This is a genomic window from Paenibacillus taichungensis (assembly GCF_047302525.1).
Taxonomy (GTDB): domain Bacteria; phylum Bacillota; class Bacilli; order Paenibacillales; family Paenibacillaceae; genus Paenibacillus; species Paenibacillus taichungensis_B.
The window spans coordinates 5,854,413-5,876,103 of record NZ_CP168020.1; the positions used below are offsets into that span (position 1 = coordinate 5,854,413).

Below are 21,691 nucleotides of genomic sequence, written 5' to 3' on the forward strand. Positions count from 1 at the left end.
TCACAGCCACCTCAGCAAAGAATCTTGTTCTTTACTGCGGGACCATCCTCTCTGAATCTGTCCGGTTCAGCCTACTTCTCCCGGTCTTTGCTGTTTTTATGATGAATGATAAAATCATACCATTTAACCTTTGTGTTGCTATTATAGCGAAAAGGTTATGGACTGACAACAATCTTCCTTCATATCGGTGGGAACGAAGTTCCATCCTTAAGTCAAAGTAGACTAAACAAGGGCGTTACTTACGCGCCTTTTACTTGAGCATGCAATCGATCAATGACCGTATCGCGGCCAAGCAGTACAATTGTTTGGTTCAGATCGCGGCCATGAGTCTGTCCTGTCAGAGCTACACGGATCGGCATAAACAGCTGTTTACCTTTAAATCCAGTCTCTTTCTGAACTTCTTTGATCAGCGCAGCCATCTTGCTTGGTGTAAATTCGTCGCTAGCCTGTACTTTATCAGCAAATGCCTTCAGAACAGTTGGTACCTGCTCCTCAGCCAGTACAGTAGCCCCTTCACTTTCCAGCTCCAGGTGGGAACGGAAGAACACTTCCGACAATTCCACGATATCGGAGGCAGAATTCATTTGCTCCTGGTAGAGATGAACAAGCGTATATGCCCATTCTTTTTGTTCAGGTGAGAGCTCAGTGGCAATACGTCCTGCTTTTTGCAGATGTGGAATCGCCATTTCAGCAATGCGATCTGGATCCGCATTTTTAATATAGTGATTGTTCAAGTGAGCCAGCTTGTGGGTATCAAATACCGCCGGGCTCTTGGACAGACGCTTCGTATCAAAAATGGAGATCAACTGCTCCTGCGAGAAGATCTCTTCTTCCCCCTCAGGTGACCAGCCAAGCAGGGAGATGAAGTTAAACATCGCCTCAGGCAGATAGCCAAGCTGATCATATTGTTCAATAAACTGAATAACGGATTCGTCACGTTTACTCAGCTTTTTGTGGTTTTCATTCACGATCAACGTCATATGACCGAATTGCGGCGGCTCCCAGCCAAGCGCTTCATAAATCATCAGTTGACGCGGTGTGTTAGAGATGTGATCTTCCCCACGCAGGACGTGGGAAATTTTCATCAGGTGATCATCCACAGCAACTGCATAGTTGTACGTAGGAATGCCGTCTTTTTTCACAATAACGAAGTCACCGGATTCCTTGCTGTTGAATGAGATCGTCCCTTTTACCATGTCATCAAACGTATATATGCGTTCTTCCGGTACACGGAAACGAATACTCGCCACACGGCCTTCTGCTTCAAATGCACTCTGTTGCTCCGGTGTCAGATCACGGTGTTTACCCGAATAACGAGGAGTTTCTCCACGTGCTGTCTGTTCTTCACGTTCTTGCTCCAGCTCTTCTTCCGTGCAATAACAGCGGTAAGCCAGACCTTTATCCAGTAGCTCCTGCGTATATTTGCGATAGATGTCCAGACGTTCCGTCTGACGGTATGGTCCGTACTCGCCACCGACATCAATACTTTCGTCCCACTCGATTCCGAGCCATTTCAGGTATTTCAGCTGACTTTCCTCACCACCGGCAATGTTGCGTTTCACGTCCGTATCCTCAATACGAATAATGAATTTGCCGTTATTATGTTTGGCATACAAATAGTTAAACAGCGCCGTACGGGCGTTCCCGATATGCAGGTGTCCCGTTGGACTCGGCGCATAGCGCACGCGAACTTCGGTGCTCATAATATCCCCTCCGTCTCTAATTGGTTGATGATATCACACGCGAACAAGGCAAACAACCGATTGGGCAGCTATACCCTCTCCCCGTCCGGGGAATCCGAGTTGTTCTGTTGTTGTCGCTTTGACATTCACCTGAGTTACATCCGCTTCAAGTGCCTTGGCAATAACCTCGGCCATCTGCGGAACGTAAGGTGCCATCTTCGGTTTCTGTGCAATAATGGTTGAATCGATGTTCCCCAGACGGTATCCACGATCCTTCACCAATTGCCACACATGCTCCAGCAGTTTCAGGCTATCAGCATCCTTGAACTCCGGATCCGTATCCGGAAAGTGTTTGCCAATATCCCCAAGTGCAAGCGCACCAAGAATGGCATCACTGATGGCATGCAGCAGCACGTCTGCGTCCGAGTGACCCAGCAGTCCTTTTTCATAAGGGATCGTGACCCCGCCAATAATGCATGGGCGTCCCTCTACCAGTTGATGTACATCAAATCCCTGTCCTACACGTATCATCGCTTCTTCTCTCCCTTGAGCAAAAACGCGGCGTATTCCAAATCTTCCGGCGTCGTTAATTTGATGTTCGTATAACTGCCTTCCACAACCTTGACTGACATTCCCTGGCGTTCAGCCAGCATTGCGTCATCCGTTCCTAGAAATCCGTCCCGTTCCGCCGATTCGTATGCAAGCAGCAGGGAAGAAAGACGAAAAGCCTGCGGGGTTTGAATGCTCCACAGACTGCTGCGGTCCGGCGTCGCCGTAACGATTCCCTCCGCATTTACTTGTTTGATCGTATCCTTCACTGGAACGGCCAGTACAGCTGCTCCACCCGACATGGCGGCCTTCATACACCCCATAATCTGCTCACGGTTTATAAAAGGACGTACCCCGTCGTGAACGAGGACCCAGTCTGTCCCTAGTGCCTTAAGGCCTTCGTGGACCGAATGCTGTCTCTCTTTCCCTCCGGGGATGACACGGACACGTGATTCCAGTCGGTATTCTTTTACCCAATCCTGGCAGCGTTCAACATCGGCAGCTCCCGTGACCAGCACCATTTCGCTGACCTCGTCCAAAGCCGCAAACACTTCAAGCGTATGTATGAAAACGGGCTTGTCCTGCAGCAGCAGAAACTGCTTACTCTCGGTTGTTCCCATCCGGGTCCCCCGACCTGCCGCCACAATGACAACACCCCACCCTTTATCCATGCCGCAATCCCTGCCTTGTCTGTCAGTTTATCGTTCGGAGATATAATACAGTTATATTATAACCTCTAACGATACACTACCCATCATACCGCTTTATTGGGCTTTTTCCAACAGTTTCGGCTTGGCAAAAATCATTCGTCCCGCTGACGTCTGCAGCACACTGGTCACCAGTACTTCCATCATCATGCCGATATACTCGCGTCCACCTTCCACAACGATCATCGTGCCATCATCCAGGTAGGCTACACCTTGACCGTGCTCCTTGCCATCCTTGATAATCTGCACCATGATCTCCTCACCTGGCAATACCACCGGCTTAACGGCATTGGCGAGATCATTGATGTTTAGCACGGATACTCCTTGCAGTTCACAGACCTTGTTCAGGTTGAAGTCATTGGTGACAACTTTGCCCTGAAGTACCTTGGCGAGCTTGACAAGCTTGCTGTCCACTTCGGAAATTTCCTCAAAATCCCCTTCGTATATAAGCACTTTGACGTCCAGTTCCTTCTGAATTTTATTCAGAATATCAAGCCCGCGCCGTCCTCTGTTCCGCTTGAGCAAGTCCGATGAATCGGCAATGTGCTGCAATTCCTCCAGAACGAATTCCGGGATTACAATCGTGCCCTCGATAAATCCGGTTTTGCATATATCTGCGATGCGACCATCGATAATTACACTGGTATCCAAAATTTTGTGCTCTTCCAACCGTCTGTCCTCGTCCACCTCGGGTTGACCCCAGCGTCCTGACATCCAGAAGGCCGCCAGATCGTCTTTCTTCGCCATGGCAAGCATATAGCCTGCATAAGCACTAATGACCGTCAGCGCCACCTGCAGCACTTCTCCGGCCGTCCCCAGCCAGGCAACACAAGGATATAACAGCAAGGCCACCAGCAGTCCTGCAACTGTACCCGCCGCTCCTGCAGCCAATTCATTCATCGGTACTTTGGCCAAAGAATCAATACTATTATGCAGCCTGGTTGCCATCAATGTTCCACCGATGTTACACACGGACATAAACAATACAGCGCCTAGTAGGGTTGATACCCCAGCTCCCAGTAATCCTGCTGACTGAATCCATTCAGCCATCCAAGGGACGGATTTTCCTGCCAGATGATATGCCGTGTAGCCGAACCATGCACCGCACAATCCTGTAAAAGTTAAAATGCCTTTTTTCCACATAAGTCCCTGCACCTCCTTCAATATATCTTCATCTTTATATCCAGTATGATCCAATTCCCAGATTGCTAATCCCGCTTTTGAAGAACTTTTTGGAAATGTTGCAATCGTCAGTTGAAAGAAGGTAAATTATTGGCATATAATGAATTCAATTCATATCCCGAGGTGAGTAGCAAAATGAGTACGCTAAGTTTACAGGCTTTTCAGGATCAAGTTTCCGAGCTGTTGCTGCGTCATCGCAGCCTGATTGATGTACTGTCCAAAACAGGACAAGCCGGCGCCTCTGTCAACCGTGCCGTGTCTAAGGCCATTACCGAATGCGGCTGCATTGAGCTGCACGCCACCAAGCAGAAATATGCCCCGGAGAGCGATATTGCTCAATCTAAAGGGCTGCTGGAAACGCATGTGGAAGGTGAATTGTGCGAGAATTGTAAAGAGGTAATCAGCTCTGAATTGGGGCGGAACCTGTTTTATATGTCGGCTCTCTGCAATCTGCTGGACATCAACATGGAAGAGGTCGTAAATCACGAGTCACAGAAATGTTCGACGTTAGGGATGTTCAATTTGTCGTAAACAATACGTATTTCGTTGCGAATGGTTATAAGTTACCGTATAGATTTGAAAAACAAAAATAAGCACGCATTCTCCTGTTCAGGAGCGTACGTGCTTTCTTTGTATTTTCCAGAATGATGGAATGCCTAGCGATCGGAAGGACGGGAAGACTTCTCTTCCTTACGCTTTTTGGCCCGGTTACGTGAGGCTGCCGTCCGCATATTATGCTTCATCCCATATAGAGCGTATAACACAAGTGGAATAAAGATCAATTTGGACAATTGTTCTGGAAACATGACCGCCACCACTACCGCGAAGACGATAACCCAGGGTGCAATCCAGATCGCTTTACGTGGCAGACCAACCTTTTTGAAATTGGGGTATTTCAGCGAACTTACCATCAGATACGATAACAGCAAAGTCGCAATCATCATACTCACAGGACCGATATCCTTGTTAAACAGGGACAGTGTTGCCAGGACCCCTCCGGCCGCTGGAATCGGCAAACCTGTGAAGTACCCTGGGATACCGGGGCGAACGTTAAACCGGGCAAGCCGAATGGCACCACAAATTGGAAAGCTTGCGGTTGCGATCCAGGCGAGAACCGGAGTGGCGTCCTGAAACGAGACCATGAATATAATCAGAGCTGGAGCTGCACCGAATGAAACCATGTCCGACAAAGAATCCAGCTCTTTACCAAACTCACTCTGGGCATTAAGTGCACGTGCCACACGGCCATCCAGACCATCCAACAACATCGCAATAATGACCAAAATCGCAGCCAAACTATAATTCCCTTCAATTGCAAGCAGGATTGCCATCATTCCAAGAAACAGATTACCCAAGGTAAAGAGATTCGGAATGAATCTGGTTAACATCGTTGTTTCACCTCATTATTTTCAAGCCGTTATAGGCGAACCCTTACATTTGTCTGTCAATAAACATCTGCTCCTGCAAACGCTTGAGACCTTCCTTAATGGTTCGGGCGCGTACCTCTCCAATCCCGTCCACTTCGTCCAGCTCTTCAATTGTAGCCATGATGACATGAGGCAATTGTTCGAATTGATCCACCAGGTTATGGATAATGACATTCGGCAGGCGGGGTATCTTATTTAATACCCGGTATCCGCGAGGTGCAACCGAATCTTCGGACGTAGCCGCTGACGATGGGTATCCCAGCAGACGTACAATATGATGTGCATCCAGCAATTCATCGTCCGACAATCTTTTCAGACCAACGATAATTTCACGGATTTTGTCATCACTGTCATCACGGGCATAGTCCTTATACAGCAACCAGGCTTCCTCTTCCGTTGTACCGACGAGTTCCTCCATCTGCATAGAGATCAGACGTCCCTCGTTGCCGAGTTCATGAATGTAACGTTTGATTTCCGTTTTGATGCGCATAACCATTTCCGTACGCTGAATGACATTGACGACCTCAGGAATCGTCACCAGTTCCTCGAACTCGGAGGCGCTCAGATTCGTAAGGGACTGTGTCAACACAGCTTTGTATTTCTCCAAGGTTTGAATCGCTTGATTCGCCTTGGTCAAAATAACCCCGATTTCCTTCAGGGAATACCGTAGTGTTCCTTGATATAAGGTGATAATATTCCGGCGCTGCGATATAGAAACGACTAATTTACCTGTTTGTTTCGCGACTCGCTCGGCCGTCCGGTGACGGATTCCCGTCTCAGATGAAGAGATGGATGAGTCAGGAATGAGCTGAGTGTTGGCATATAGAATACGCTTTAAATCCTCGCTAAGGATAATGGCACCGTCCATCTTGGCGAGTTCATACAGATAGTTCGGGGAGAAATCACAGTTAATCGAGAATCCTCCATCCACCACTTCCATCACTTCAGGGCTGTATCCTACAACCAGCAGTGCACCCGTCTTGGCGCGCAGCACGTTCTCCAGACCTTCGCGGAAAGGTGTACCTGGTGCGATCAGCCTTAACAATTCGTTCATATTATCCAGTTGGCTCGAATCTTTCATCTTGTTATGCCCCCTAATCTAAAGCAACCGCTAGTGCATCTGCCACGGTATTCACACCGATCAGTTGTATCCCGCGAGGATGTTTCCAGCCCTTTAAGCTTTTTTCTGGTAAAATGACACGCTTAAAGCCCAATTTTCGGGCTTCTTTCACACGTTGTTCAGCCCGTGAAACGGCCCGAACCTCACCCGTCAAACCGATTTCCCCAAAGATGACGTCATCCGGCTTGGTCGGTACGTCCCTCAAACTGGATGCGATACTTACAGCAACCGCTAAATCTACTGCCGGCTCATCTAATCTCACACCACCAGCTACGTTCAGATAAGCATCCTGTGTTTGCAAGAACATGCCCATCCGTTTCTCCAGTACCGCAATAATCAGGTTTAATCGATGGAGATCTACCCCTGTTGCCATACGCCGGGGAGAAGGGAAATGTGTGGTTGAAATCAATGCCTGCAATTCCACAAGCAAAGGACGTGTGCCCTCCATGCTGGCAACTACGGTAGAACCAGCCACACCCAGTGGACGTTCTGACAAAAAGAGCTCAGAAGGGTTGCCTACTTCACGAAGTCCATCTTCGCCCATTTCAAAAATGCCGATCTCATTGGTCGAACCAAAACGGTTCTTTACCGCACGTAAAAGGCGATACGTATGATGCCGCTCTCCTTCAAAATAAAGAACACAGTCCACCATATGTTCCAACATACGTGGACCGGCAATGGCGCCTTCTTTCGTAACATGCCCCACAAGTACAGTTGCAATGCCTCGCCCTTTGGCGATCCGCATAAACCGTGATGTACATTCCCTTACCTGAGCAACACTGCCGGGTGCACTGGTGACTTCTGGCAGATATACGGTCTGAATGGAGTCAATGACTAGAAAATGCGGCTGGATCTGCTCCACCGCTTCCTCGACCCGCTCCATATTGGTCTCACATAGTACATATAACTCAGGAGACAGCGCACCCAGACGGTCAGCCCGCAATTTTGTTTGCTTAACTGATTCCTCACCTGAGACATATAACACGCGTAAACCTGAATGAGTCAGTGCATGAGATGTTTGCAACATCAATGTTGATTTTCCAATTCCGGGGTCTCCGCCCACCAGAACGAGAGATCCTGGAACAATTCCGCCGCCCAAAACCCGGTTCAGCTCTTCGATTCCAGTCTGTACACGCGGTTCCTGACCGCTATCTATATCTATGATGGGAAGTGGCTTATCTTTACTCTCAAAAAGAGGGGAATTTCTCCCTTGTGTTTTGACCACCGTTTCGGTTTCTTCCACCATTGAATTCCAAGACTGACAACCCGGACATTTGCCGTACCATTTGGGGGCTTCATAGCCGCATTCCGTACACTGAAACTTGGTTTTAACTTTGGCCACTTCAGCACTCCTAGGATTTATTTTATAACAGCATTTTGCATTTTTCGACGAATTTTGCCCTAAACTCCCTGACGTGCAGGGTTAATAAAAGTTTACCATTGTTTGAGATTTTTCGTAAAGGATTATCGCAAACTTTACACATGTTCGTGCCAGTTCAAAGTTTGTTTTTTTGATAAACAACAGCTATAGGTCTCTGACTGGCGCAAAAACACAAAAAATCCTTCCCGACAAAAGCCAGGAAGGATTTTTTATTTTATACATCAGACTCAGTAGCACTTAAGTGTCTCTTATTTGGTTTCGATTTCCTCAGTGGAAGGAACAACAACGTCTTTTTTCGTTACAGACAATGCTCCGTTCTCTTCATCGATGAGCAACGAATCACCTTTAGTCACGTTACCCGTGAGCAACTCTTCAGACAATTTGTCTTCAATATGCTTCTGGATCGCCCGACGAAGCGGACGAGCACCATAGGCTGGATCGAAGCCTGCTTTGGCTAGGAAAGCCTTGGCATTGTCTGTGAGCTCGAAGTCGACCTCGTATTCATTCAGACGTTTACGAAGCTCTTCACTCATCAGTGTAACAATCTCAGCAATATGTTTTTCTTCAAGAGAATGGAACACGATAATCTCATCAATCCGGTTAAGGAACTCGGGACGGAAGCTTTTTTTCAGCTCATCCATGACTTTACCCTTCATGTTATCATAGTCCGCCCCTGCATCTACAACTGCAGTGAAGCCTAGAGTGGAGTTACGTTTGATCGCTTCTGCACCCACATTGGATGTCAAAATGATCAACGTATTCCGGAAGTCTACGACGCGACCTTTGGAGTCGGTCAGACGGCCATCCTCAAGCACTTGCAGCAAGATGTTGAATACTTCCGGATGTGCTTTCTCGATTTCATCGAGCAGGACGACAGAGTAAGGTTTGCGACGAACTTTCTCAGTCAGCTGTCCACCTTCTTCATATCCCACATATCCCGGAGGCGCTCCGACGAGTCTTGAAGTGGAATGCTTCTCGCCATACTCGGACATATCAATCCGGATGACTGCATTTTCATCCCCGAACATGGCTTCTGCAAGAGCACGAGCCAGCTCGGTTTTACCTACCCCTGTAGGACCAAGGAAGATAAATGAACCCATTGGACGTTTCGGATCTTTCAATCCAGCACGAGCACGACGAACTGCACGACTGACGGACTTCACAGCCTCATCCTGACCGATGACACGTTCATGCAGAATTGATTCCAAATTCATCAAGCGTTGTGTCTCTTCTTCTTTCAGCTGATTCACCGGAATACCGGTCCAGCTGGCTACTACTTGTGCGATATCCTCAGGAGTTACCTCAGAATCGGTGCGACCTTGTTTTTCTTTCCATTGGTTCTTCGTTACATCCAGCTCTTCACGGATTTTTTGTTCCGTGTCACGTAGAGCTGCTGCCTTTTCGAACTCCTGGCTTTGAACGGCTGCGTCTTTTTCCTTCCGGATATCCTCGAGACGACTCTCCAGTTGTTTGAGGTTAGGTGGGATCGTGTAAGAGTTCAGTCTTACTTTGGAACCCGCCTCATCAATCAGGTCAATTGCTTTGTCCGGCAGGAAACGGTCTGTAATGTACCGATCAGACAGTTTAACCGCCTGCACAATCGCTTCATCCGTAATTTTCACCCGGTGATGCGCTTCATAACGGTCACGTAAGCCATGCAAAATTTGAACTGCTTCTTCTGGAGAAGGCTGATCCACCGTAATCGGTTGGAAACGACGCTCTAGCGCAGCATCCTTCTCGATATATTTGCGATATTCATCCAGTGTTGTTGCACCGATGCACTGCAATTCTCCACGGGCCAAAGCCGGTTTCAAAATGTTAGAAGCATCAATTGCACCTTCAGCTCCGCCTGCACCAATCAAGGTGTGCAATTCGTCGATGAACAGGACAATGTTACCCGCTTGACGAATTTCATCCATGATTTTTTTCAGACGATCTTCGAATTCACCGCGATATTTTGTACCTGCAACAACAGAACCCATATCCAATGTCATGACACGTTTGTCACGCAAAGTCTCCGGAATTTCGTTGGCAATGATTTTCTGTGCAAGTCCTTCAGCGATCGCTGTTTTACCTACACCTGGCTCACCGATCAATACCGGATTGTTCTTGGTACGACGGCTCAGTACCTGAATAACACGTTCAATTTCTTTACTACGTCCAATCACTGGGTCTAGGTTGTTCTCCTTGGCATACGCCGTGAGATCACGTGCCAGACTGTCCAGTGTTGGTGTGCTGACATTCGCAGGCGTACCGTTATGACTGGATACGGCTTCACTGCTGCCAAGCAGTTGCAGCACTTGTTGACGTGCCTTGTTCAAGCTAATCCCCAGGTTGTTCAGCACACGTGCCGCAACCCCTTCGCCTTCACGAATCAATCCAAGCAGGATATGCTCTGTGCCTACATAGGTATGGCCCAATTTGCGAGCTTCATCCATAGACAATTCAATCACTTTTTTCGCACGAGGCGTATATGCAATGTTCGTAGGTTGCTCTTGGCCACGGCCAATCAGCGTTTCTACTTCATCTTGAATTTTTTCCAATCCGAGTCCCAGGCCGATCAGCGCTTTGGCTGCGATGCCTTCGCCTTCACGAATGAGGCCGAGCAAAATGTGCTCTGTACCGATGTTATTATGACCAAGACGGACAGCTTCTTCCTGCGCCAATGCGAGCACCTTTTGGGCCCGTTCCGTAAATCTTCCAAACATCATATCTCCTGCACCTCCATGGTTTTGGATAAAACGGGGGCTGTTGAAGAGATCCCACCGTATTCTTCATATCATTTTTGTCTGCAGCCGTGCTGCGAATAAAATCATTCAGCATTTATAGAAAATGCTCTTTTATATAAAAGCCGCAGTTGCGGCATGAAACCTTTGTTATAACTCTTGAACAACCTAAGATTGAGTGGCTGCACTGATCGTATCACGGATCAACTGAGCCCGATAAATGTCACGCTCATCTGTCCGCATGTCTTCCCCAAATGTTTTCTGCAAGAAGCCCGGTTGCGTCATCACATTCAACTCGTTCATCACGGTTATGGACAAGCCGTCCAACAAGCCGAGATCAACACCAAGTCGAACATCAGACAGACGCTGTGCAGCTTCCTTCGAATCCACAATGGCTGCATGGGACAAAATGCCGTAAGAACGCATGACCCTGTCGGTAATCCGCAATCTAGAGTCGGTAATTAATCGTTCTCTGGCGGTACGCTCATGCCCAATCATCTGTAACACAACACTATGCAGGTTATCGATGACTTCTTGTTCCGTCTGCCCCAGTGTGATCTGGTTCGAGATCTGGAACAGGTTACCCATCGCCTCACTGCCTTCACCGTAAATTCCCCGCACAGTCAGTCCGACTTGGGAGACTGCGGTTAGAATGCGGCCGATCTGCTGTGTCATCACCAGAGCGGGCAAATGCATCATGACAGATGCTCTTACACCTGTACCTACATTCGTAGGACAGCTGGTTAAATATCCTCTGCGGTCATCAAAAGCATAATCCACATGCGCTTCAAAAGCATCATCTATGGCGGAAGCTTTCTCCCAGGCTTCTTTCACCTGGAACCCCGGATAGAGGCACTGGATACGAAGATGATCCTCTTCATTAATCATAATACTGACAGATTCATCCTCACTGAGAATAACAGCACCATTTCTGGATTCGTTCGCAAGACTGGGACTGATCAAGTGTTTCTCCACCAGCACCCGTTTGTCAAGGTCATCGATATCAATCAGATCCAAGGTATGAAAATCTCCAAAGGCATGAACGTCATCGTATTGAAGTACTTCGCTCAGCTTATTCAGCACTTCTTCCGATTGCTCATTGGAAGCCAGCATCGGAAACGGATAATGCTGCAGGTTGCGTGCGATCCGGACCCGGCTGCTAATGACAATTTCGGAATCAGCCGCATCACTGCGCATCCAGTCGCTGAGCGCCTTCTCTGTAAAACGCAGATTAGGCATTACGCATCCCTCCTACTCATCACAAACTTTACTCCTGAGCTATTCCTTTTTCAAGTTCCCTGATCTGATCACGAATTTGAGCCGCTTCTTCGAACTCCTCTTGCGTAATGCTCTCCTGAAGATCACGTTTCAGATCAGCAATCTGTCTTTTGACCTTGATGCGACCACCAGCTCGTGCAGGTACTTTACCCACGTGGGAAGTGCTGCCATGAACCCGTTTGAATAGCGGGTCCAAACGACTGTCAAAATATTTATAACATGAACTACAGCCAAATCGGCCAATTTTACTAAACTGTGAATAGGTCATCCCACACTCTTCACAACGAAGGGACTGCGCAGGTGTTGCTCCCGCACTGCCATTCTTGCCTGAGGGTTCAAAATCAAGCAACCCGGACAATAAGTTATGAATAGAAAATCCGTTGGATGTTCCGGGAATCATTTCCCCTTTTTCACGAGCACATGACTCACAAATATGGAATTCCGTCTTCTCTCCGTTCACGATCTTCGTGAAATGGAGTGTTGCTGGACGGTTGTTGCATTCTTGGCACAGCACAATGATGTACCCCCTTGATCCCGATAGTTTTCATTTACCGAGCAAAGATATTAACATCGCCTTTAACATTCTGGCACGAATTTGATCCCGGTAAGGAAGTTTGACCAATATAATCTCTCTCGATACAGCTGCCCGCATCAACCCGGCTTCCCTTTTGCTTAAGAAACGTGCTTCTTCCAGTTGGTAGATCAGACCTTCGGCAGCTGTCTGCCCGATCTCATCTCCAATACTATGGTGCAAATGGTTATGCAGAGCCGAGTGAGCCGGCAATTCAATCCGCTGTATGCGAACATAACCGCCGCCGCCACGTTTACTCTCTACAAGGTAACCTTTTTCGAGTGTAAATCGGGTGCTGATGACATAATTGATCTGGGAAGGCACACATGAAAATTGATCAGCCAGATCATTACGTTGAATTTCGACCAATCCTTCGGGACTTTCATGCAAAATACTCTTCAGATATTGTTCGATAATATCAGAGATATTACGCATCCACTCATCCTCCACTGTCTGAAACGTTAAGTCAATAAGGACCCACACGCCCCTACAGAGTACACCTTCTCAACCCATTTAACCAATCAAGGAAACAGCGAAACTGATCTTCAACGGTCTTTAGCAGGAGAGCGAAGGACGCTCGAAGGTCCTTTAATATTGCTTTTATCCGCTGATGTGTCCTACCTTATAATGGCTCCCACCACCGGATTGCAGAAAGAAAGCTACGTAAGTATTTAACCTTTAGTTGACTTTGACTTTCTTTGACTTTATATACATTATAGCATATTTTGTGGTTTTGCCAAGAGGGAGCACTATTCATTTTTTACGATTTTACACGAAATATTCGGCTGACACAAAAAAACCTCTCCAAAATAGCCGGAGAAGTCCATTTGTCTCAAATTAGCAACGTAATGCTATACATCTTAAGTCTATGAAATTGATCCTAAAAATTCTCGTTACTCTATGAGGATCAGAAAAAATCAAGCAAATACGTTTCCCGTTTAGGAATCGCTTGTTCCAGAGCCTTAATCGCTTCTACCGGTCCTTCAATTCTACCTATTTGTGCCATCTCTGTGGGCCTACGATACCCCATCAGCATTGCGGTGAGCGCCTGAATGTCTACCTTAACAGTCTGATCTTTAGCTGCCGGCTCAGATGTTTTCCATATCGAAGCTGTACCATTCATCGCCAAATTCAACTGCCATACCCCTTCATTCCATGGTGCATGGGCATCCTCTACCTGGAGATTAATCTGTACTGGTGAGTCTGGGCTCGCAAAAGGATACTGTGAAATAAATTGTTCTACACTCACAATACGTGCCATAAAGAAAGGTACAATTTCCTGCTGAATCCGCGGATTATCTAATTGAAAAGCAAGCATATCATTGGCTGGTGCCTGTAAAGTGACTTCTTCAATCATGGAATCATGGTTGGCAATAAAGGTCCACAAACCTTGTCTTGCCTCTTCATTCAGATAAATGATCTCTTTAATGGTAAACTTTCTTTCCTTAACCTCATATAAAATATAGCCTTGTGCTTTACCAGCTCCATCATAATATACGGCTTTCTGGCTGGCTCCATTAGTGAGAACTGAATTCTCCCATCTCGCATCATCCCGGATCAAGGTTCCGTTATAGCTCTCAGCATACGCACTGTATACTTCCTTTAATATGCTGAGTCCCGGATCGCCACGCCGAATTGTTCCAGGGGTTGTCTTTTTCGCAGGCAGATGAGCTGTAGGCACTTTATACCGTTTAAACTCAACATACGTCTCCCATCCATACTTCCGATAAAAAGCAAAAGAGAACGGATGCAAAAACGATATACTTTGTTTATTACGGTTCATTTCCTCCAACGCATGCTTCAACAGCCCAGCTACCCAGCCTTTGCGTCTATATTCTGGCCATGTGGCAACTCCCGCAATACCGCCCATCTCGAACGATCTCCCATGAATATAGGTTTGAAAAGGAATAATGTGAAGTTTGGCACCCAATTGTCCCTCCTCAAATACACCCCATATATCCTGTGAATCAAATTGACTTCGTCGCTTCTCCGTTTGTTCTTCACTCATTACCACTTGAAAAGCATACTCGGAGAGTGCCATAGCTGGCTCAAAATCATCTACGGTTAATTTCTGAATTTCCATGTCGTCCTGCACCCCGTTCTCTAAGTTATGATATCTTTCAAATCATGGCCTGATACGTGATGTATGTATCCATTTATGAGTGTGTCAGAGGAACGGGACAAAGTCAAACAAGAGATGCGTGGGCATCTCTCGGAAATACTTTTTACGTGTAATATAATTGTTCCACCTGTGATATATAGTAAAAAAGCGCAAATAAAAACCACCACCAAATAACATCGGCAGTGGTTCTTCGCTTGGCGGCGTCCTACTCTCCCAGGACCCTGCGGTCCAAGTACCATCGGCGCTAGAGGGCTTAACGGTCGTGTTCGGGATGGGTACGTGTGGAACCCCTCCGCCATCGCCACCAAACGCATAGCTTAGCTTACTTCAGAGATCATTCTCTGAAAACTAGATCCGAAACGAAATTTGCGATTTACAACTTGCATATTGGATAAGCCCTCGACCGATTAGTACTGGTCAGCTCCATGCATTGCTGCACTTCCACCCCCAGCCTATCTACCTCGTCGTCTTCAAGGGGTCTTACATACTGGGAAATCTCATCTTGAGGGGGGCTTCACGCTTAGATGCTTTCAGCGCTTATCCCTTCCGTACATAGCTACCCAGCGGTGCTCCTGGCGGAACAACTGGTACACCAGCGGTACGTCCATCCCGGTCCTCTCGTACTAAGGACAGCTCCTCTCAAATTTCCTACGCCCACGACAGATAGGGACCGAACTGTCTCACGACGTTCTGAACCCAGCTCGCGTACCGCTTTAATGGGCGAACAGCCCAACCCTTGGGACCTACTTCAGCCCCAGGATGCGATGAGCCGACATCGAGGTGCCAAACCTCCCCGTCGATGTGGACTCTTGGGGGAGATAAGCCTGTTATCCCCAGGGTAGCTTTTATCCGTTGAGCGATGGCCCTTCCATGCGGTACCACCGGATCACTAAGCCCGACTTTCGTCCCTGCTCGACTTGTAGGTCTCGCAGTCAAGCTCCCTTATGCCTTTGCACTCTTCGAATGATTTCCAACCATTCTGAGGGAACCTTTGGGCGCCTCCGTTACTCTTTAGGAGGCGACCGCCCCAGTCAAACTGCCCACCTGACACTGTCCCCGCACCGGATTACGGTACCAGGTTAGAACCTAGATACGATCAGGGTGGTATCCCAACGGTGCCTCCACGCAAGCTGGCGCTCACGTTTCAAAGGCTCCCACCTATCCTGTACAGATCGTACCCAAATTCAATATCAAGCTGCAGTAAAGCTCCATGGGGTCTTTCCGTCTTGTCGCGGGTAACCTGCATCTTCACAGGTATTAAAATTTCACCGGATCTCTCGTTGAGACAGCGCCCAAGTCGTTACGCCATTCGTGCGGGTCAGAATTTACCTGACAAGGAATTTCGCTACCTTAGGACCGTTATAGTTACGGCCGCCGTTTACTGGGGCTTCGGTTCACAGCTTCGGATTGCTCCTAACCGCTCCCCTTAACCTTCCAGCACCGGGCAGGCGTCAGCCCGTATACTTCGCCTTACGGCTTCGCACAGACCTGTGTTTTTGCTAAACAGTCGCTTGGGCCTTTTCACTGCGGCCCCCTCGTGCTATTCACACTACCGGGGCACCCCTTCTCCCGAAGTTACGGGGTCATTTTGCCGAGTTCCTTAACGAGAGTTCTTCCGCGCGCCTTAGAATTCTCTTCTCGCCTACCTGTGTCGGTTTGCGGTACGGGCACCATCACCTGGCTAGAGGCTTTTCTTGGCAGTGTGAGATCATGACCTTCGCTACTATAATTTTCGCTCCCCATCACAGCCCAGCCTTACGATGTGCGGATTTGCCTACACATCAGCCTCACTGCTTAGACGGACATCCATCAGTCCGCGTCACTACCCTGCTGCGTCCCCCCATTGCTCATAACGGCTTACGGTGGTACAGGAATTTCGACCTGTTGTCCTTCGACTACGCCTTTCGGCCTCGCCTTAGGTCCCGACTTACCCTGAGCGGACGAGCCTTCCTCAGGAACCCTTAGGCTTTCGGCGGATCAGATTCTCACTGATCTTTTCGTTACTCATACCGGCATTCTCACTTGTATAATGTCCAGCGCTCCTTACGGTACACCTTCAACCCTTATACAACGCTCCCCTACCCCTGATGCAAAGCATCAAGCCATAGCTTCGGTGGTGTGTTTAGCCCCGTTACATTTTCGGCGCAGAGTCACTCGACCAGTGAGCTATTACGCACTCTTTCAATGGTGGCTGCTTCTAAGCCAACATCCTGGTTGTCTGTGCAACTCCACATCCTTTCCCACTTAACACACACTTGGGGACCTTAGCTGATGGTCTGGGCTGTTTCCCTTTTGACAATGGATCTTAGCACTCACTGTCTGACTCCCGGAAGTAAGTCTATGGCATTCGGAGTTTGACTGAGCTTGGTAACCCTTGCGGGCCCCGCACCCAATCAGTGCTCTACCTCCACGACTCTGTTTTCCGAGGCTAGCCCTAAAGCTATTTCGGGGAGAACCAGCTATCTCCGAGTTCGATTGGAATTTCTCCGCTACCCCCACCTCATCCCCGCATTTTTCAACATGCGTGGGTTCGGGCCTCCAGTGCGTGTTACCGCACCTTCACCCTGGACAGGGGTAGATCACCCGGTTTCGGGTCTACGTCCACGTACTAAGTCGCCCTATTCAGACTCGCTTTCGCTGCGGCTCCGGCTCTTCACCTTAACCTTGCACGGGAACGTAACTCGCCGGTTCATTCTACAAAAGGCACGCCATCACCCCTAAAACGGGCTCTGACTTTTTGTAAGCACACGGTTTCAGGTTCTATTTCACTCCCCTTCCGGGGTGCTTTTCACCTTTCCCTCACGGTACTGCTTCACTATCGGTCGCTAGGAAGTATTTAGCCTTGGCAGATGGTCCTGCCGGATTCATACGGGGTTTCACGTGCCCCGCACTACTCGGGATCCGTCTCGGAGGGAACAGACTTTCAATTACAGGGCTTTTACCTTCTTTGGCGGGCCTTTCCAGACCTCTTCGCTTAACCGGTTCCTTTGTAACTCCATGTGAGACGTCCCACAACCCCAAAGAGCAAGCTCTCTGGTTTGGGCTTCTCCGCGTTCGCTCGCCGCTACTGACGGAATCACTATTGTTTTCTCTTCCTCAAGGTACTTAGATGTTTCAGTTCCCTTGGTATGCCTCTGCATAACCTATGTATTCAGTTATGAGTAACTGGAAATTACCCCAGCTGGGTTTCCCCATTCGGACACCCCCGGATCAAAGCTTGCTTACAGCTCCCCGAGGCAGTTTCGTTGTTCGCCACGTCCTTCATCGGCTCCTAGCGCCTAGGCATCCTCCGTGTGCTCTTAGTAGCTTAACCATATTTGCTCCGGTTTCGACTGCTCGCTTCCCTTGTTTTGCTTGCGCAAAGCCAAAAGTCACTCCCATTCGATACCATCGCAATGCAGTTTTCACTATTTATTGAAACTTGTTTAACACAAGTTCAGCTTAAAAAGGAATGTTCTAAATCGCAAAATTTCGTTTCGATATCTAGTTTTCAAAGAACAAGCTCCATGCAAAAGCAAGCTGTTTGAGAGTTTGAGCTCTCAAAACTGAGCAACGAGTGAGTAAGTTTTGCAGCTAAGCTGCGTATTTGAATGTTTCCACTCGGGAAACGATTCTCCATAGAAAGGAGGTGATCCAGCCGCACCTTCCGATACGGCTACCTTGTTACGACTTCACCCCAATCATCTATCCCACCTTCGGCGGCTGGCTCCTTGCGGTTACCCCACCGACTTCGGGTGTTATAAACTCTCGTGGTGTGACGGGCGGTGTGTACAAGACCCGGGAACGTATTCACCGCGGCATGCTGATCCGCGATTACTAGCAATTCCGACTTCATGCAGGCGAGTTGCAGCCTGCAATCCGAACTGAGACCGGCTTTTTAGGATTCGTTCCACCTCGCGGCTTCACAGCCCGTTGTACCGGCCATTGTAGTACGTGTGTAGCCCAGGTCATAAGGGGCATGATGATTTGACGTCATCCCCACCTTCCTCCGGTTTGTCACCGGCAGTCACCTTAGAGTGCCCATCCGAAATGCTGGCAACTAAGATCAAGGGTTGCGCTCGTTGCGGGACTTAACCCAACATCTCACGACACGAGCTGACGACAACCATGCACCACCTGTCTCCTCTGTCCCGAAGGAAAGATACATCTCTGTACCGATCAGAGGGATGTCAAGACCTGGTAAGGTTCTTCGCGTTGCTTCGAATTAAACCACATACTCCACTGCTTGTGCGGGTCCCCGTCAATTCCTTTGAGTTTCAGTCTTGCGACCGTACTCCCCAGGCGGAGTGCTTAATGTGTTAACTTCGGCACCAAGGGTATCGAAACCCCTAACACCTAGCACTCATCGTTTACGGCGTGGACTACCAGGGTATCTAATCCTGTTTGCTCCCCACGCTTTCGCGCCTCAGCGTCAGTTACAGCCCAGAGAGTCGCCTTCGCCACTGGTGTTCCTCCACATATCTACGCATTTCACCGCTACACGTGGAATTCCACTCTCCTCTTCTGCACTCAAGTCACCCAGTTTCCAGTGCGATCCGGGGTTGAGCCCCGGGATTAAACACCAGACTTAAATGACCGCCTGCGCGCGCTTTACGCCCAATAATTCCGGACAACGCTTGCCCCCTACGTATTACCGCGGCTGCTGGCACGTAGTTAGCCGGGGCTTTCTTCTCAGGTACCGTCACCTTGAGAGCAGTTACTCTCCCAAGCGTTCTTCCCTGGCAACAGAGCTTTACGATCCGAAAACCTTCATCACTCACGCGGCATTGCTCCGTCAGGCTTTCGCCCATTGCGGAAGATTCCCTACTGCTGCCTCCCGTAGGAGTCTGGGCCGTGTCTCAGTCCCAGTGTGGCCGATCACCCTCTCAGGTCGGCTACGCATCGTCGCCTTGGTGAGCCGTTACCCCACCAACTAGCTAATGCGCCGCAGGCCCATCCCCAAGTGACAGATTACTCCGTCTTTCCAGTTCTCTTCAGGAGAAGAAAACAACTATTCGGTATTAGCTACCGTTTCCGGTAGTTGTCCCAAACTTGAGGGCAGGTTGCCTACGTGTTACTCACCCGTCCGCCGCTAACCATCAGAGAAGCAAGCTTCTCATCAAGTCCGCTCGACTTGCATGTATTAGGCATGCCGCCAGCGTTCGTCCTGAGCCAGGATCAAACTCTCCAATAAAGTATTGAAAAGAGCGATAAGCTCATTTTGAAACTGACGAGATTAAAAATCTCATTTATGCTCCAGCCGATTCAAGCCAAGGCTTGTCTCAAACTTTCGCGTTCATTCTGCAAGCAGAATGTTTACTCACTCGTTGTTCAGTTTTCAAAGATCAAACTTGTTTCACTGCCGGGTGTTGTTCACCTCAGCAACTTTTATATCTTATCACATCCGAACCAACTTTGCAAGCTCTTTTTTTAAGTTTCTTTCGAAGCTTATTTGTTTCGCTTGCCGCACCGTGTTTCTCGTGTTTTCTTGGCCGGACTTAGAATATACCATGTACAGATTCGGAACGCAAGCTTTATTTTTAATAAATATAATATCTACTCTCATATAGCTATTCACCTAAAGCTGGGGCGTATCTAAGATCATATCAATCCATCAATAACAATCTCTTACCAGAACATGCGAATCATCCTTTCTCTACGGATAATCCGCACGTTCTCCCGCCTTATCCAATTATATGTTACTTCACTTTCTTCACCGGCATCTTTCGCGGCCATAGACTATAACTGAAGCTGATTATAAAATCGATCCCGAGTATGATTCCCCAAACTCTTATGAGATTAAAAAATGCCGCAGTACGCTCCGCATCCCCAATCCACCAAATCATTGCGAGCAGGAACAAGCTACCTATACCCCAAGCCAATAGATGTCTAAGCCATCCCACTCTCTCACGACTAGCATGCTCACTGCCATACACCTTGCTGCTCCGAGGACTATCTCCACCCTTGAACCAGTACAGGAAATAACGATCAGCCCAAGCGATCATCTGATGACCATAGGCAATACTCACACCTATATATATAGCTGCAATGCCATGAACCACACTTGCTGTAGCACCCTGTTGAAGATCCATCACCGTCGCAACCATAAGAAGAACATCCACAATGGGTGTCGCCATTAACAGCGCGATCCCTGTCCGTTTCATCCCAAACAGATAACGCACACTCAGACCTGCAGCGACAAATACCCAGAAGGCAATCTCACATCCAATAATAAAATAGGCAATCAAATGATCCACTCCTTTTATAATACAAATGTATTAAATACAATTTAACACGTTTGTATTATAATAATCAACAATGATATAATCCTTTTATGCCTAAAATAGTTGATCACGAGAAACAACGTCTGCTCGTAGCCGAAGCGGCTTGGCGTGTCATCCGAAGAGATGGCATGGAACAGGCCTCCGTTCGAAATATTGCGTTAGAAGCGGGAATATCGACCGGGTCTATGCGCCACTACTTTTCAACCCAATCGGAACTACTCCTATACGCAATGAATCTGGTGTCCGAACGGGTATCGAATCGAATCACACAGATGTCCTTTGATGCTTCCCCTTTGGAGAATATGAAGCTTCTATTGTTAGAACTCCTGCCAAGTACGGATGAAAAAATGGCCGAAATGGAGGTGTGGTACGCTTTTACGGCCAAGTCCAAGACTGACCCTGTTCTCAAAGAGCATGCCGACAAAGTCTATGATGAACTAAGACACGCGATGGCTACGGTTATCACCTACCTCGTGAAGCTCAATCTCTCCCGAACAGACCTCGATAAGGAGCTGGAAATTGAACGGCTGTACGCACTGGTCGACGGTTTGGGAATTCATGCGATTCTTCGTCCTGACCAGATGAACACCAAGATTATGGAGAACATCCTTACCACGCATCTTGCAACGTTATGCCGGGATGCAGAATAACATTCGTTTACAAAATTAAATACAGCTCTGATC

15 protein-coding genes and 3 rRNA genes are annotated in these 21,691 nt (G+C 48.2%); 2 read left to right on the top strand and 16 right to left on the bottom strand.

Annotated features, from left to right (window positions below):
- Positions 1–239 precede the first annotated feature (239 nt).
- The 4 genes from gltX to ACDJ58_RS26665 form a co-directional block, all read right to left on the bottom strand.
- A complete protein-coding gene (gene gltX, locus ACDJ58_RS26650) occupies positions 240–1,703 on the bottom strand; it encodes a glutamate--tRNA ligase (RefSeq protein WP_413373802.1) in 1,464 nt (487 codons plus the stop codon).
- A gap of 33 nt (positions 1,704–1,736) precedes the next feature.
- A complete protein-coding gene (gene ispF / locus ACDJ58_RS26655) occupies positions 1,737–2,213 on the bottom strand; it encodes a 2-C-methyl-D-erythritol 2,4-cyclodiphosphate synthase (RefSeq protein WP_053779226.1) in 477 nt (158 codons plus the stop codon).
- Positions 2,210–2,902: a 2-C-methyl-D-erythritol 4-phosphate cytidylyltransferase gene (gene ispD / locus ACDJ58_RS26660; protein WP_413373803.1), complete on the bottom strand. Its 693-nt coding sequence runs from the start codon at positions 2,900–2,902 to the stop codon at positions 2,210–2,212. Before ispD ends, ispF begins: the two co-directional genes overlap by 4 nt.
- Positions 2,903–2,995: 93 nt before the next feature.
- Positions 2,996–4,081 (bottom strand): PIN/TRAM domain-containing protein, encoded by a 1,086-nt coding sequence (locus ACDJ58_RS26665; RefSeq protein WP_413373805.1) that lies wholly within the window; start codon positions 4,079–4,081, stop codon positions 2,996–2,998.
- Positions 4,082–4,255: 174 nt separating this feature from the next.
- On the opposite strand from ACDJ58_RS26665, the gene ACDJ58_RS26670 reads away from it, so the two are divergent.
- Entirely contained in the window at positions 4,256–4,651 is a 396-nt protein-coding gene (locus ACDJ58_RS26670) for a hypothetical protein (RefSeq protein ID WP_024633611.1), read from the top strand.
- A 125-nt stretch (positions 4,652–4,776) separates the two neighbouring features.
- Here ACDJ58_RS26670 and pssA read toward each other — a convergent pair whose 3' ends face one another.
- The 12 genes from pssA to ACDJ58_RS26730 form a co-directional block, all read right to left on the bottom strand.
- A complete protein-coding gene (pssA, locus tag ACDJ58_RS26675) occupies positions 4,777–5,508 on the bottom strand; it encodes a CDP-diacylglycerol--serine O-phosphatidyltransferase (RefSeq protein WP_413373806.1) in 732 nt (243 codons plus the stop codon).
- Between the two features lie 43 nt (positions 5,509–5,551).
- The gene (gene disA / locus ACDJ58_RS26680; protein WP_076292150.1) at positions 5,552–6,628 is read right to left on the bottom strand and encodes a DNA integrity scanning diadenylate cyclase DisA; all 1,077 of its coding nucleotides are present in this window, start codon (positions 6,626–6,628) and stop codon (positions 5,552–5,554) included.
- 13 nt (positions 6,629–6,641) lie between these two features.
- A complete protein-coding gene (gene radA, locus ACDJ58_RS26685; RefSeq protein ID WP_413373809.1) occupies positions 6,642–8,009 on the bottom strand; it encodes a DNA repair protein RadA in 1,368 nt (455 codons plus the stop codon).
- 287 nt (positions 8,010–8,296) lie between these two features.
- Positions 8,297–10,759: an ATP-dependent protease ATP-binding subunit ClpC gene (gene clpC, locus ACDJ58_RS26690; RefSeq protein WP_413373811.1), complete on the bottom strand. Its 2,463-nt coding sequence runs from the start codon at positions 10,757–10,759 to the stop codon at positions 8,297–8,299.
- Between the two features lie 183 nt (positions 10,760–10,942).
- Entirely contained in the window at positions 10,943–12,013 is a 1,071-nt protein-coding gene (locus ACDJ58_RS26695; RefSeq protein ID WP_413373812.1) for a protein arginine kinase, read from the bottom strand.
- Positions 12,014–12,041: 28 nt separating this feature from the next.
- A complete protein-coding gene (locus tag ACDJ58_RS26700; protein ID WP_413373814.1) occupies positions 12,042–12,566 on the bottom strand; it encodes a UvrB/UvrC motif-containing protein in 525 nt (174 codons plus the stop codon).
- A 30-nt stretch (positions 12,567–12,596) separates the two neighbouring features.
- Positions 12,597–13,058: a CtsR family transcriptional regulator gene (locus tag ACDJ58_RS26705; RefSeq protein ID WP_063567405.1), complete on the bottom strand. Its 462-nt coding sequence runs from the start codon at positions 13,056–13,058 to the stop codon at positions 12,597–12,599.
- 472 nt (positions 13,059–13,530) lie between these two features.
- A complete protein-coding gene (gene eis, locus ACDJ58_RS26710; protein ID WP_413373815.1) occupies positions 13,531–14,706 on the bottom strand; it encodes an enhanced intracellular survival protein Eis in 1,176 nt (391 codons plus the stop codon).
- Between the two features lie 231 nt (positions 14,707–14,937).
- Positions 14,938–15,054 (bottom strand): 5S ribosomal RNA (rrf, locus tag ACDJ58_RS26715).
- 78 nt (positions 15,055–15,132) lie between these two features.
- Positions 15,133–18,058: ribosomal RNA gene (locus ACDJ58_RS26720) — 23S ribosomal RNA — on the bottom strand.
- A 308-nt stretch (positions 18,059–18,366) separates the two neighbouring features.
- Positions 18,367–19,918, bottom strand: a 16S ribosomal RNA gene (locus ACDJ58_RS26725).
- Together the 16S, 23S and 5S rRNA genes form the textbook arrangement of a ribosomal RNA operon.
- 505 nt (positions 19,919–20,423) lie before the next feature.
- The gene (locus ACDJ58_RS26730; protein WP_413373816.1) at positions 20,424–20,981 is read right to left on the bottom strand and encodes a hypothetical protein; all 558 of its coding nucleotides are present in this window, start codon (positions 20,979–20,981) and stop codon (positions 20,424–20,426) included.
- 77 nt (positions 20,982–21,058) lie between these two features.
- On the opposite strand from ACDJ58_RS26730, the gene ACDJ58_RS26735 reads away from it, so the two are divergent.
- The gene (locus ACDJ58_RS26735; RefSeq protein ID WP_413373817.1) at positions 21,059–21,658 is read left to right on the top strand and encodes a TetR/AcrR family transcriptional regulator; all 600 of its coding nucleotides are present in this window, start codon (positions 21,059–21,061) and stop codon (positions 21,656–21,658) included.
- The last annotated feature ends 33 nt before the right edge of the window (positions 21,659–21,691 follow it).